Here is a 13254-nt window from a genome sequence, read left to right on the forward strand (position 1 = left end):
CCGGCCATAGGCCGCCGGCCTTGACCGCTGCGCCAGTGGCATTAAGCTGCGCGCCTTTCCTGCAGAGTGGGTCGCTCCATGGCTGAACAACAGACCATCCTCGTGCCGCGTATATCCAGCTTTCCCGGGCATGAGGCGCGGGCGCGGGCGATCGTCCGCTGGCTGGTGCAGCAGGGCATAGTCGATGAGCGGCTGAGCACCTGCGGCGGCCTGGGCAATCGCATGGCCCATGCCATCGGTCCCGGCGCGCGGCGGGTGGTCGAACGCCCGCAGCTGCTGCCCTTCGACCGCCCGGCCAATGGCCTGGAGATCGTCAGCAAACGTTGCATCTATACCCCGACCAGGGACTTTCTCGAGGAAGCCGGCTGCCCCGAGTGTCGCCAGGAAATCGGCGAGGCGCTGTTCGACAGCCTGGAGGAGTGGATGCCCGGGCGCACCGACAACTTCATCTGCCCGGAGTGCGGCCATGAGGACGACGTCAACGGCTTCCTGTTCCTGCAGCCTTGCGCCTTCTCCAACCTGGGCTTCGTCTTCAACGGCTGGGGCGCCGCCGGGTTCAGGCAGAGCTTTCTCGATGAGTTCGCCGAGCGCCTCGGTCATCCCGTCGCGCAGGTCCACGTCGACCTGTGAGTAGCCGGCAGGGGCTGCAGCTCGTCGCCCGGCCTGGCGCCCCTGAGCCTACGGTGCATTCTTTGCATTGAGTGGACGAGGTCGCCTGGGTATAATGGCGCGCTTCCAATTTTCCCGTCTGGGAGCCCCCGCCATGCTGCGTATCAGTCAAGAAGCCCTTACCTTCGACGACGTTCTACTTATTCCTGGTTATTCCGAAGTTCTGCCGAAGGATGTCAGCCTCAAGACTCGCCTGACCCGTGGCATCGAGCTGAATATCCCGCTGCTGTCCGCCGCCATGGACACCGTCACCGAGGCCCGTCTGGCGATCGCCATGGCCCAGGAAGGCGGCATCGGCATCATCCATAAGAACATGACCATCGAGCAGCAGGCTGCCGAAGTGCGCAAGGTCAAGAAGTTCGAGGCCGGCGTGGTCAAGGACCCGATCACCATCGAGGCCGACGCGACCATTCGCGACCTGTTCGAGCTGACCCGGCAGAACAACATCTCCGGCGTGCCGGTGCTGTCCAACGGCGACCTGGTGGGCATCGTCACCTCCCGCGACGTGCGCTTCGAGAACCGCCTGGACGCCACCGTGCGTGAAGTGATGACGCCGAAAGAGCGTCTGGTCACGGTCAAGGAGGGCGCCGACAAGGAGACCGTGCGCGAGCTGCTGCACAAGCACCGCATCGAGAAGGTGCTGATCGTCGACGACGGCTTCAACCTCAAGGGCATGATGACCGTCAAGGACATCGAGAAGGCCAAGGCCTACCCGCTGGCCAGCAAGGACGATCAGGCTCGCCTGCGCGTCGGCGCCGCGGTGGGCACCGGCGCCGATACCGGCGACCGGGTCGCCGCGCTGGCTGCCGCCGGGGTCGATGTGATCATCGTCGACACCGCCCACGGCCATTCCAAGGGCGTGATCGACCGGGTGCGCTGGGTCAAGCAGAACTTCCCCGAAGTCCAGGTGATCGGCGGCAACATCGCCACCGGCGACGCCGCCAGGGCCCTGGTCGAGGCCGGCGCCGACGGCGTCAAGGTCGGCATCGGTCCGGGTTCGATCTGCACCACGCGCATCGTCGCCGGTGTCGGCGTACCGCAGATCTCCGCGGTGGCCAACGTCGCCGCCGCCCTGGCCGGCAGCGGCGTACCGCTGATCGCCGACGGCGGCATCCGCTTCTCCGGCGACCTGTCCAAAGCCATCGTGGCCGGCGCCTCGGCGGTGATGATCGGCTCCATGCTGGCCGGCACCGAAGAGGCGCCGGGCGAGGTCGAGCTGTTCCAGGGCCGCTCCTACAAGGCCTACCGCGGCATGGGGTCGCTGGGGGCGATGTCCCAGGCCCAGGGCTCCTCGGATCGCTATTTCCAGGATTCCTCCGCCGGTGCCGAGAAGCTGGTGCCCGAGGGCATCGAGGGCCGGGTGCCCTACAAGGGCGCCATGGCGGCCATCGTCCACCAGCTGATGGGCGGCCTGCGCGCCTCCATGGGCTACACCGGCTGCGCGACCATCGAGGAGATGCGCACCAAGCCTGAGTTCGTGCGCATCACCGGTGCCGGCATGGCCGAGTCCCATGTGCATGACGTGCAGATCACCAAGGAAGCGCCCAACTACCGTGTTGGGTAACGCCACAGAGTTGCTATGAAGTCACGGGGCTGTTCGATTCAGCCCCGTGTCATTTGTGAATTCCGCTACGAGAGACGGCCATGGCCCATCCTGATATTCACGCCCACCGCATCCTGATCCTGGATTTCGGTTCCCAGTACACCCAGCTGATCGCCCGCCGCGTGCGCGAGATCGGCGTGTATTGCGAGTTGCACCCCTTCGACATGAGCGACGAGGACATCCGCGCCTTCGCCCCGCGCGGCATCATCCTCGCCGGCGGCCCCGAGTCGGTGCATGCGGCTGACAGCCCGCGCGCGCCGCATGCGGTGTTCGACCTCGGCGTGCCGCTGCTCGGTATCTGCTACGGCATGCAGACCATGGCCGAGCAGCTGGGCGGCAAGGTGCAGGGCTCGGACATCCGTGAGTTCGGCTACGCCCGCGTCGACGTCGTCGGCAAGGGTCGCCTGCTCGACGGCATCGAAGACCATGTCGACGACGATGGCGTGTTCGGTCTGGACGTGTGGATGAGCCACGGCGACAAGGTCACCGCCTTGCCGGAAGGCTTCCATATCCTCGCCAGCACCCCGAGCTGCCCGATCGCCGCGATGTCCGACGACGAGCGTCGTTACTACGGCGTGCAGTTCCACCCGGAAGTGACCCACACCAAGCAGGGCGGTCGCATCCTCTCGCGCTTCGCCCTGGATATCTGTGGCTGCGAGGCGCTGTGGACGCCGTCGAATATCGTTGAGGACGCCATCGCCCAGGTGCGCGCCCAGGTCGGCAGCTCCAACGTGCTGCTGGGGCTGTCCGGCGGTGTCGATTCCTCGGTGGTCGCGGCCCTGCTGCACCGCGCCATCGGTGATCAGCTGACCTGCGTGTTCGTCGACAACGGCCTGCTGCGCCTGCACGAGGGTGAGCAGGTGATGGCCATGTTCGCCGAGAACATGGGGGTCAAGGTGATCCGCGCCAACGCCGAGGAGCAGTTCCTCGGTAACCTGGCCGGCGAGGCCGACCCGGAGAAGAAGCGCAAGATCATCGGCCGTACCTTCATCGACGTGTTCGATGCCGAGGCCAGCAAGCTGCACGACATCAAGTTCCTCGCCCAGGGCACCATCTACCCGGACGTGATCGAGTCGGCTGGCGCCAAGACCGGCAAGGCCCACGTGATCAAATCGCACCACAACGTCGGCGGCCTGCCGGAGGAAATGAACCTCAAGCTGGTCGAGCCGCTGCGCGAACTGTTCAAGGACGAGGTGCGCAAGATCGGCCTGGAGCTGGGCCTGCCCTACGACATGGTCTACCGCCACCCGTTCCCGGGCCCGGGTCTGGGCGTGCGCATCCTCGGCGAGGTGAAGAAGGAATACGCCGACCTGCTGCGTCGCGCCGACCACATCTTTATCGAGGAGCTGCGCAACTTCGACTGGTACCACAAGACCAGCCAGGCATTCGTGGTGTTCCAGCCGGTCAAGTCGGTCGGTGTGGTCGGCGATGGCCGTCGCTACGCCTGGGTCGTGGCCCTGCGCGCGGTGGAAACCATCGACTTCATGACCGCACGCTGGGCGCACCTGCCCTACGAGCTGCTGGAGAAGGTCAGCAACCGCATCATCAACGAGATCGAAGGCATCTCCCGCGTCACCTACGACGTGTCGAGCAAGCCGCCTGCCACCATCGAGTGGGAGTGATCTGAACGACAAGGGCAGCCCAGGCTGCCCTTGTCGCATCTGCAGATTGCCGGGCCGCCGCTGGCGATCAGGCTCGCCAGCGGCGCCGCTTAAATGAGAAGATGTTGCAATTGAGTGTCCGGATACGGTCCGGTACGCGACTTTCCCAGATTTCATTCGGGCCACGGAACTGAACATGTCCTTTACCCGCAGACAGATGCTGGCCGGCCTGGCTGGGCTCGGTGTGGTCGGCCTCGGTGCCGGCGGCGTGCGCTATTGGTTGGGGCGGCCGCTGGTCGCCGCCGAGTACGATTACCAGCTGATCGCCGCGCCGCTGGACCTCGAGCTGGTGCCGGGACATCTCACCCCGGCCTGGGCCTTCGGGGGGCAGGCGTCGGGCATGGAGATCCGCGCCAGGCAGGGCGAGTGGCTGCGGGTGCGCTTCATCAATCGCCTGGAGGTGCCGACCACCATTCATTGGCACGGCATCCGTCTGCCGCTGGAGATGGACGGCGTGCCCTATGTCTCGCAGTTGCCGGTGCTGCCGGGCGAGTACTTCGACTACCAGTTCAAGACCCCGGATGCCGGCAGCTTCTGGTATCACCCCCATACCACCAGCAGCGAGCAGCTCGGCCGTGGCCTGGTCGGTCCGCTGATCGTCGAGGAGCGTGAGCCGACGGGCTTCGTGCACGAGCGCACGCTGTGCCTGAAGAACTGGCACCTGGACGAGCAGGGCGCCTTCAGCGCCTTCAGCGTGCCACGCCTAGCGGCGCGCGAGGGCACCCGCGGGCGCCTGAGTACGGTCAACGGCGCCCATGCGCCGACGCTGCGGTTGCCGGCCGGGCAGGTGGTGCGCCTGCGTCTTATCAATGTCGACAACACCGTGACCTACCGGCTCAACCTGCCGGACGCCGAGGCGCGCATCTACGCCCTGGATGGCAACCCGGTCGAGCCGCGGCCGCTGGGCGAGGAGTACTGGCTGGGCCCCGGCATGCGCCTGGATCTGGCGCTCAAGGTGCCGGCCGCCGGCAGCGAGCGGGCCCTGCGTAACGGTCCGCTGCGCCTGGCGACGATCCAGAGCACGGCCAGCGATGCGCCGCTCGGCGACTGGCCGCCGGCCTTGCCGGCCAACCCGGTGGCCGAACCGGACCTGGCCAGCGCGGAAACCCTGAGCTTCAACTTCGAGTGGGCGGCGATGCTCTCGCAGAATGCCGAGCAGGCCGGCTACCGCTATTGGCAGATCAATGGCCAGGCCTGGAACATCAATGACAAGACCTGCGCAGACCGGCCCATCGCCACCCTGAAGCGCGGCGGCCACTACATCTTCGTGTTGCGCAACATGGCCCAGTACCTGCACCCGATTCACCTGCACGGCATGACCTTCAAGGTGCTGGATTCGGATCGGCGCCAGATCACCCCGTACTTCACCGATACCTACCTGCTGGGCAAGAACGAGACGGCGCGCATCGCCCTGGTCGCCGACAATCCCGGGGTGTGGATGTTTCATTGCCATGTCGTCGATCATATGGAAACCGGCCTGATGGCCGCGATTCAGGTGGTGTGATGCGTCAGCCGAAAATCATCGACCGCAGCCAGGATCAGCATTTCATGCGCGAGGCCCTGGCGTTAGCCGCCGAGGGGGCGGCGCTCGGCGAGGTGCCGGTCGGCGCCGTGCTGGTGCTGGGCGGCGCCGTCATCGGTCGCGGCTTCAACTGCCCGATCTCCACCCACGACCCCAGTGCCCATGCCGAGATGGTGGCGATTCGCGCGGCGGCGCAGGCACTCGGCAATTACCGCCTGCCCGGCAGCACCCTGTATGTGACCCTGGAGCCGTGCAGCATGTGCGCGGGCCTGATCGTCCACTCGCGGGTCGAGCGGGTGGTGTACGGCGCCACCGAGCCCAAGGCCGGGGTGGCGATGAGTCGCGGCGAGTTCTTCAGTCAGGGCTTTCTCAACCATCGGGTGCTGATCGAGGGCGGGGTGCTGGCGCAGGAGTGCAGCGAGTTGCTCAGCGCCTTCTTCAAGGCCCGCCGCGGCGCGCGTTAGGGCTCAGAGCGGGGGCAGCTCGTCGCGCGGCGGGTTCTTGTTGACGCCCGGCACGTGCATGCCGGACTCGGCCACCTGGGTGCCTTCCAGTTGTGGCTGCGTGACCCAGGTGAGGATGTCGTAGTAGCGGCGGATGTTGCGCACGAAGTGCACAGGCTCGCCGCCGCGGGCGTAGCCGTAGCGCGTCTTGCTGTACCACTGCTTCTGCGCCAGGCGCGGGAGGATCTTCTGCACGTCCAGCCACTTGTCGGGGTTCAGGCCCGCGGCCTCGGTGAGCTTGCGCGCGTCCTCCAGGTGGCCGGCGCCGACGTTGTAGGCGGCCAGGGCGAACCAGGTTCGGTCCGGCTCGACGATGCTGTCGGGCAGTTGCTTCTTCACCTTGACGATGTACTTGGCGCCGCCGTCGATGCTCTGTTTGGGATCGAGGCGGTTGGATACGCCCATGGCCTGGGCGGTGCGCAGGGTCAGCATCATCAGGCCGCGCACCCCGGTCTTGGAGGTGGCGGTGGGTTGCCACAGCGATTCCTGATAGCCCATGGCGGCGAGCAGGCGCCAGTCCACGCCCTCGACGCGGGCGGCTTCGCGAAAGTACTTTTCGTAGCGCGGCAGGCGCTGCTGCAGGTGTTTGGCGAAGGTATAGGCACCGACATAGCCGAGTACGTCGACATGGCCGTAATAGCGTTCGGTCAGGCGTTTGAGGGTGCCGTTTTCCTGGGCGCGGGCGAGGAAGGCGTTGATCTCGTCCAGCAGGCTGCTGTCCTCGCCGGGGGCGACCGCCCAGCCCAGGCCCTGGGAGTCGCCGAAGTCGAAGGCGACGCGCACGTTGGGGAAGTACACCTGGTTCATCGCCAGCTCGTTGGAGTCGACCAGGGTCAGGTCGATCTGTCCTTCGTCGACCATGCGCAGCAGGTCGACCACCTCCACCTCGGCCGATTCCTCGTACTTCAGTTCCGGCAGTTCGGCCTTGAGCGCCGCCAGTTGCTCGGCGTGACTGCTGCCCTTGAGCACCAGGATGCGCTTGCCGAGCAGGTCCTGCGGGCGGGTCGGACGCTGCTGGGCGTTGCGATAGATGACTTGCGGGGTGATCTGCAGGTAGGGGCGGGAAAACCGAGCGATCTGCTGCCGTCCGTCGCTTGCCACCAGGCCGGCGGCGGCCAGTACCGGCCCCTTGGCCTCGCCGAGGCGGGCGAACAGCTGGTCGAGGTTGTCGGCGGTCTCGATCTGCAGCTCGACATCCAGGTCGCTGGCGAAGCGCTTGAGCAGTTCGTACTCGAAGCCGGTTTCGCCGTTGCGGTCCTGGAAATAGGTGGACGGGCTGTTGCGGGTGATCACGCGCAGCACGCCGTCCGCCTGGACGCGCTCGAGGGTGCTGGGTTCTTCAACACAGCCGCCGAGCAGCAGGAGGATCCCGATCGCTGACAGCCAGCTGGCGCAGCGGGAGCGGAACGCGGATTGGGCAAACATTACCGCAGTATACGCAAAGCACCCGGCGCGCCATATCTCGACAGCAGCAACCTTCTCTGCTAGCGCTCGAGGCGCCGCACAGGCTGCGCTACGGGTGCCGCGGCGCGCTGCTTTAGGCTAGAATGCACGGCCTCAAAGTACACCCCCTTCCCAGAGGCTGTCCCCGATGTTGATCCTGCGCGGCGCTCCCGCCCTTTCTGCTTTCCGCCACGGTAAATTGCTCGAGCAACTGACCGGCAAAGTACCTGCTGTGACCGGGCTGTACGCCGAGTTCGCGCATTTTGCCGACGTCACCGATGTGCTCGGCGCCGACGAAGAGCGGGTGTTGGCCCGTCTGCTGAAGTACGGCCCGAGTGTGCCGGTGCAGGAGCCCAACGGCCGCCTGTTCCTGACCATCCCGCGCTTCGGCACCATCTCGCCCTGGTCGAGCAAGGCCAGCGACATCGCCCGCAACTGCGGCCTGGCGAAGATCCAGCGCATCGAGCGCGGCATTGCCTACTACGTGGCCGGTGAGCTGAGCGCGGTCGAGGCCGAGCAGGTCGCCGCCCTGCTGCACGACCGCATGACCCAGCTGGTGCTGGACACCCTGGAAGGCGCCGCGGCGCTGTTCAGCCATGCAGCGCCCAAGCCGCTGACCGCAGTGGACGTGCTCGGCGGCGGCCGCGCCGCCCTCGAGCAGGCCAACGTCGAGCTGGGCCTGGCCCTGGCCGAAGACGAGATCGACTACCTGGTGCAGAGCTTCAATGACCTGGGGCGCAATCCCCATGACATCGAGCTGATGATGTTCGCCCAGGCCAACTCCGAGCACTGCCGCCACAAGATCTTCAACGCCAGCTGGGATATCGACGGTCAAGCCCAGGAAAAATCCCTGTTCGGCATGATCAAGAACACCTACCAGATGCACAGCGAAGGCGTGCTGTCGGCCTACAAGGACAACGCCGCGGTGATCGTCGGCCACAAGGCCGGGCGCTTCTTCCCGAACGGCGAGACCCGCCAGTACGGCGCGGTCGAAGAGCCGGTGCACATCCTGATGAAGGTGGAGACGCACAACCACCCGACCGCCATCGCACCCTTCCCGGGCGCCTCCACCGGCTCCGGTGGCGAGATCCGCGACGAAGGCGCCACCGGTCGCGGCGCCAAGCCCAAGGCCGGTCTGACCGGCTTCACCGTGTCCAACCTGCAGATCCCCGGTTTCGAGCAGCCCTGGGAAGTGCCCTACGGCAAGCCCGAACGCATCGTCACCGCGCTGGACATCATGATCGAGGGTCCGCTCGGCGGCGCCGCGTTCAACAACGAATTCGGCCGCCCGGCGCTGACCGGCTACTTCCGCACCTTCGAACAGGCGATCAGCACGCCGCGCGGCGAAGAGGTACGCGGCTACCACAAGCCGATCATGCTGGCCGGCGGCATGGGCAACATCCGCGGCGAGCACGTGCAGAAAGGCGAGATCACCGTCGGTGCCAAGCTGATCGTGCTCGGCGGCCCGGCCATGCTGATCGGCCTGGGCGGCGGCGCCGCCTCGTCGATGGCCACCGGCACCAGCTCGGCCGACCTGGACTTCGCCTCGGTGCAGCGCGAGAACCCGGAGATGGAGCGGCGCTGCCAGGAAGTCATCGACCGCTGCTGGCAGCTCGGTGACAAGAACCCGATCGCCTTCATCCACGACGTCGGCGCCGGCGGCTTGTCCAACGCCTTCCCCGAGCTGGTCAACGACGGCGGCCGCGGCGGACGATTCGAGCTGCGCAACGTGCCCAACGACGAGCCGGGCATGGCGCCGCTGGAAATCTGGTGCAACGAGTCCCAGGAGCGCTATGTGCTAGCGGTCGACGCCGCCGATTTCGAGCGTTTCAAGGCGATCTGCGAGCGCGAGCGCTGCCCGTTCGCGGTGGTCGGCGAGGCCACCGAAGAGCCGCACCTGACCGTCGCCGACAGCCATTTCGGCAACAACGCCGTGGACATGCCGCTCAACGTGCTGCTTGGCAAGGCGCCGCGCATGCACCGTTCGGCCTCCCGCGAGGCCGAGCTGGGCGATGACTTCGATGCCGGCAGCCTGGACCTCGAAGAGTCCGTCAGCCGCGTGCTGCGACACCCGGCCGTGGCCAGCAAGAGCTTCCTGATCACCATCGGCGACCGCACCATCACCGGCCTGGTCGCCCGCGACCAGATGGTCGGTCCCTGGCAGGTGCCGGTGGCCGATTGCGCGGTCACCGCCACCAGCTTCGACGTCTACACCGGTGAAGCCATGGCCATGGGCGAGCGCACGCCGCTGGCCCTGCTCGACGCCCCGGCGTCCGGGCGCATGGCGATCGGCGAGACCCTGACCAACCTGGCGGCCTCGCGCATCGAGAAGATTTCCGACATCAAGCTGTCGGCCAACTGGATGGCCGCCGCCGGTCATCCGGGCGAAGACGCGCGCCTGTACGACACGGTCAAGGCCGTCGGCATGGAGCTGTGCCCGGAGCTGGGCATCACCATTCCGGTGGGCAAGGACTCGATGTCGATGAAGACCCGCTGGCAGGACGCGGGCGCCGAGAAGAGCGTCACCGCGCCGCTGTCGCTGATCGTTACCGGCTTCGCCCCGGTCAGCGACATCCGCCAGACCCTGACCCCGCAGCTGCGCATGGACAAGGGCGAGACCGACCTGATCTTGATCGACCTGGGCCGCGGACAGAACCGCATGGGCGCCTCGATCCTCGCCCAGGTTTACGGGCAGATCGGCCGCCAGGCGCCGGATGTCGACGATGCCGAAGACCTCAAGGCGTTCTTCGCGGTGATCCAGGGCTTGAATGCCGACGGCCACCTGCTGGCCTATCACGACCGCTCCGACGGCGGCCTGCTGGTCACCGCGCTGGAGATGGCCTTCGCCGGCCACTGCGGCCTCAACCTGCAGCTCGACGCCCTGGCCGATGGCCGCGAGGAGCTGGCCGCGGTGCTGTTCAACGAGGAACTGGGCGCGGTGATCCAGGTGCGCCAGGATGCCACGCCGGACGTACTGGCGCAGTTCAGCGCCGCCGGCCTGGGTGACTGCGTGGCGGTGATCGGCCAGCCGCTCAACAACGCCGAGGTCAGGATCAGCTTCGACGGCCAGGCGGTGTTCGACGGCGAGCGTCGCCTGCTGCAGCGCCAGTGGTCCGAGACCAGCTACCAGATCCAGCGCCTGCGCGATAACGCCCAGTGTGCCGATCAGGAGTTCGATGCGCTGCTCGAAGAGGACAATCCGGGCCTGAGCGCCAAGCTGGGCTACGACGTCAACGAGGACATCGCCGCGCCCTATATCAAGAAGGGTGTGCGTCCGCAGATCGCCGTGCTGCGTGAGCAGGGCGTCAACGGTCAGGTGGAGATGGCCGCGGCCTTCGACCGCGCCGGCTTCAATGCCATCGACGTGCACATGAGCGATATCCTCGCCGGTCGCGTCGACCTTGAAGCCTTCAAGGGCCTGGTGGCTTGCGGCGGCTTCTCCTATGGCGACGTGCTCGGCGCCGGCGAGGGCTGGGCCAAGTCGATCCTGTTCAACAGCCGCGCGCGCGACGCCTTCCAGGGCTTCTTCGAGCGCAGCGACAGCTTCGCGCTGGGCGTGTGCAACGGCTGCCAGATGCTGTCGAACCTGCATGAACTGATTCCCGGCAGCGAGTTCTGGCCGCACTTCGTGCGTAACCGCTCCGAGCAGTTCGAGGCCCGGGTGGCCATGGTCCAGGTGCAGGAGTCGGCGTCGATCTTTCTGCAGGGCATGGCTGGTTCGCGCATGCCGATTGCCATCGCCCACGGTGAAGGCCATGCCGAGTTCGAGAGCGAAGAGGCGCTGCTGGAGGCCGATCTGTCGGGCTGCGTGGCCATGCGTTTCGTCGACAGCCACGGCAAGGTCACCGAGACCTATCCGGCCAACCCCAACGGTTCGCCGCGCGGGATCACCGGCCTGACCAGCCGTGACGGCCGGGTCACCATCATGATGCCGCACCCGGAGCGGGTGTTCCGCGCCGTGCAGAACTCCTGGTGCCCGGACGACTGGCAGGATGACGCCGGCTGGCTGCGCATGTTCCGCAACGCCCGGGTATGGGTGGACTGATGCCCATGGCGCGGAATCAGGTTCTCTGGTTCCGCGCCTCTCGAGCGCGTTCGTCCCGTCCGTCGGTACAGGGCGGCCGTCGCGCCATGACTGTCACGCCGCCCTGCCGGTTGCCGGGGAATGATTCCGCTGCTCGTCTACTCTTTAATCTGTGAGGGAGGTCCGGGCTCGCCGGCAACCTTTGGCGCCGCCAGGCGGCTGCGCTCGGTTCGGCGAGGCTTGTTGGGCCCAGCTGCGGAGATCGCGATGTACAAGCTGTGTTTCTACGTGCCGGAAAGCCACCTGGAGGCGGTAAAGCAGGCAGTCTTCGCTGCCGGCGGCGGGCGCATCGGCGGCTATGACAGCTGCAGCTGGCAGGCCCTCGGGCAAGGCCAGTTCCGCCCCTTGGCCGGCAGCCAGCCGTATCTTGGGCAGACCGGCCGGCTGGAGCAGCTGGCGGAGTGGAAGGTCGAGCTGGTGGTGGCCGATGAGTTGATCCATGACACGGTCAAGGCGCTCAAGCACAGCCATCCCTACGAGACACCGGCGTTCGAGGTGTGGCGCCTGTCCGATCTGCAGTTCTAGTTCGGCTAATGCCAAAGAAAGGCGCCGCAAGGCGCCTTTTTCATGCCCGCAGCTCAGGCCGTGGGCTCAGGGGCGGATCTCGATCAGGGTGCCGTCCTTGACCAGTTGCCACACCTCGCGCATGTCGTCGTTCTTCATGGCGATGCAGCCCTCGGTCCAGTCCAGGGTGTGGAAGAACCACTCCGGATACTCCTCGTCCAGGGGCGTGCCGTGGATCATGATCATGCCCCCGGCAGGCACGCCCTGTTCGCGAGCGCTGGCCAGGTCGCGGGCGTTGGGATAGGAGATGTGCAGGGACAGCTGGTACTTGTCGCTGGTCTTGCGCCAGTCGATCCAGTAGAGCCCCTCCGGCGTGCGCTTGTCGCCCTCGCGCTGCTTGGCGCCATTGGGTTGCTTGCCCAGGGAGATGCGATAGGACTTGAGTGGCTGGCCGCGGCTGATCAGCTGCAGCTTGCGCTCGGATTTGACCACCAGCACCTTGTCCACGCTGGGGCCGTCGAGGCTGGTGGTGGTGCTGGCCTGGGCGGGTAGGGCCAGGGACAGGCAGAGCAGGGCGAGCAACCGGCGCATGGGGGTATCCAGGGGTCAGAGTGGTTTCTTGTAATGCGCGCGCAACGCTTCCAGGGGCTCGTTGCGTACCGGATACACGTGCTCCCGGCGGTCGGCGAAGAAGCATTCTAAGGTACGGCCCACGGTCGGGAAAGCCAGCTCTGACCAAGGGATATCGCCTTCGTGAAACAGCTGTACCTCGAGGCTTTCCTCGCCCACGGCGAAATCCAGATCGACCAGCTCGGCACGGAAGAACAGGTACACCTGGTTGATGTGCGGCAGGTCGAACAGGGTGTAGAGGGACAGGTCGCGCACCCGGGCGCAGGCTTCTTCCTGGGTTTCCCGGGCCGCCGCCTGCTCCAGGGTCTCACCGTTCTCCATGAAACCGGCGGGCAGGGTCCAGTAGCCACGCCGCGGCTCGATGGCGCGACGGCACAGCAGCACCTGCTCGCCCCAGATCGGCAGGCAGCCGGCGACGATGCGCGGATTCTGATAGTGAATGGTATGGCAGTGTTCGCAGACGTAGCGCAGGCGATTGTCGCCGGCGGGAACGCGCTGGCTGACCGGGTTGCCGCAATGGCTGCAGAACTTCATGCCGATTCCTCCGGGCTCATGAGCTATCTTGGCGCGCCAGCAGGCCTGGCGGCAAGCGCCGTGGGCGATGCGCTCGAGCGGCCGGAGCAACCGGCCAGGTC

At 66.6% G+C, this 13254-nt stretch carries 10 protein-coding genes; 7 read left to right on the plus strand and 3 right to left on the minus strand.

Going from position 1 to position 13254, the window contains the following annotated elements:
• The first annotated feature begins 78 nt into the window (after positions 1 to 78).
• The 5 genes from LPB260_RS25450 to tadA all read left to right on the plus strand — a co-directional run bounded on the left by LPB260_RS25450 (position 79) and on the right by tadA (position 5919).
• Entirely contained in the window at positions 79 to 630 is a 552-nt protein-coding gene (locus LPB260_RS25450) for a sugar ABC transporter ATPase (protein ID WP_208708668.1), read from the plus strand.
• A gap of 133 nt (positions 631 to 763) precedes the next feature.
• A complete protein-coding gene (gene guaB, locus LPB260_RS25455) occupies positions 764 to 2233 on the plus strand; it encodes an IMP dehydrogenase (RefSeq protein WP_208708670.1) in 1470 nt (489 codons plus the stop codon).
• Positions 2234 to 2313: 80 nt separating this feature from the next.
• A complete protein-coding gene (guaA, locus tag LPB260_RS25460; RefSeq protein WP_208708672.1) occupies positions 2314 to 3894 on the plus strand; it encodes a glutamine-hydrolyzing GMP synthase in 1581 nt (526 codons plus the stop codon).
• A gap of 175 nt (positions 3895 to 4069) precedes the next feature.
• Entirely contained in the window at positions 4070 to 5437 is a 1368-nt protein-coding gene (locus tag LPB260_RS25465) for a multicopper oxidase family protein (RefSeq protein ID WP_208708673.1), read from the plus strand.
• A complete protein-coding gene (tadA, locus tag LPB260_RS25470; protein WP_208708674.1) occupies positions 5437 to 5919 on the plus strand; it encodes a tRNA adenosine(34) deaminase TadA in 483 nt (160 codons plus the stop codon). Before LPB260_RS25465 ends, tadA begins: the two co-directional genes overlap by 1 nt.
• A gap of 3 nt (positions 5920 to 5922) precedes the next feature.
• Here the strand turns inward: tadA and mltF are convergent, their stop codons facing one another.
• Entirely contained in the window at positions 5923 to 7383 is a 1461-nt protein-coding gene (gene mltF / locus LPB260_RS25475) for a membrane-bound lytic murein transglycosylase MltF (protein ID WP_208708675.1), read from the minus strand.
• 166 nt (positions 7384 to 7549) lie between these two features.
• Here mltF and purL point away from each other — a divergent pair, with 166 nt between their 5' ends.
• Together purL and LPB260_RS25485 are read left to right on the plus strand one after the other, a co-directional pair.
• Positions 7550 to 11446 (plus strand): phosphoribosylformylglycinamidine synthase, encoded by a 3897-nt coding sequence (purL, locus tag LPB260_RS25480; RefSeq protein ID WP_208708676.1) that lies wholly within the window; start codon positions 7550 to 7552, stop codon positions 11444 to 11446.
• Positions 11447 to 11692: 246 nt separating this feature from the next.
• Complete coding sequence (locus LPB260_RS25485) at positions 11693 to 12010, plus strand: YqfO family protein (protein WP_208708677.1); 318 nt, start codon at positions 11693 to 11695, stop codon at positions 12008 to 12010.
• Between the two features lie 66 nt (positions 12011 to 12076).
• On the opposite strand, the gene LPB260_RS25490 is transcribed toward LPB260_RS25485, so the two are convergent.
• Positions 12077 to 12580 carry a murein L,D-transpeptidase family protein gene (locus LPB260_RS25490; protein WP_208708678.1) on the minus strand — a complete coding sequence of 168 codons (504 nt, stop codon included), beginning with the start codon at positions 12578 to 12580 and terminating at the stop codon, positions 12077 to 12079.
• A gap of 15 nt (positions 12581 to 12595) precedes the next feature.
• Positions 12596 to 13153 (minus strand): NUDIX hydrolase, encoded by a 558-nt coding sequence (locus tag LPB260_RS25495; RefSeq protein ID WP_208708679.1) that lies wholly within the window; start codon positions 13151 to 13153, stop codon positions 12596 to 12598.
• Between the last annotated feature and the right edge of the window lie 101 nt (positions 13154 to 13254).

This window comes from Pseudomonas sp. LPB0260 (assembly GCF_013388395.1).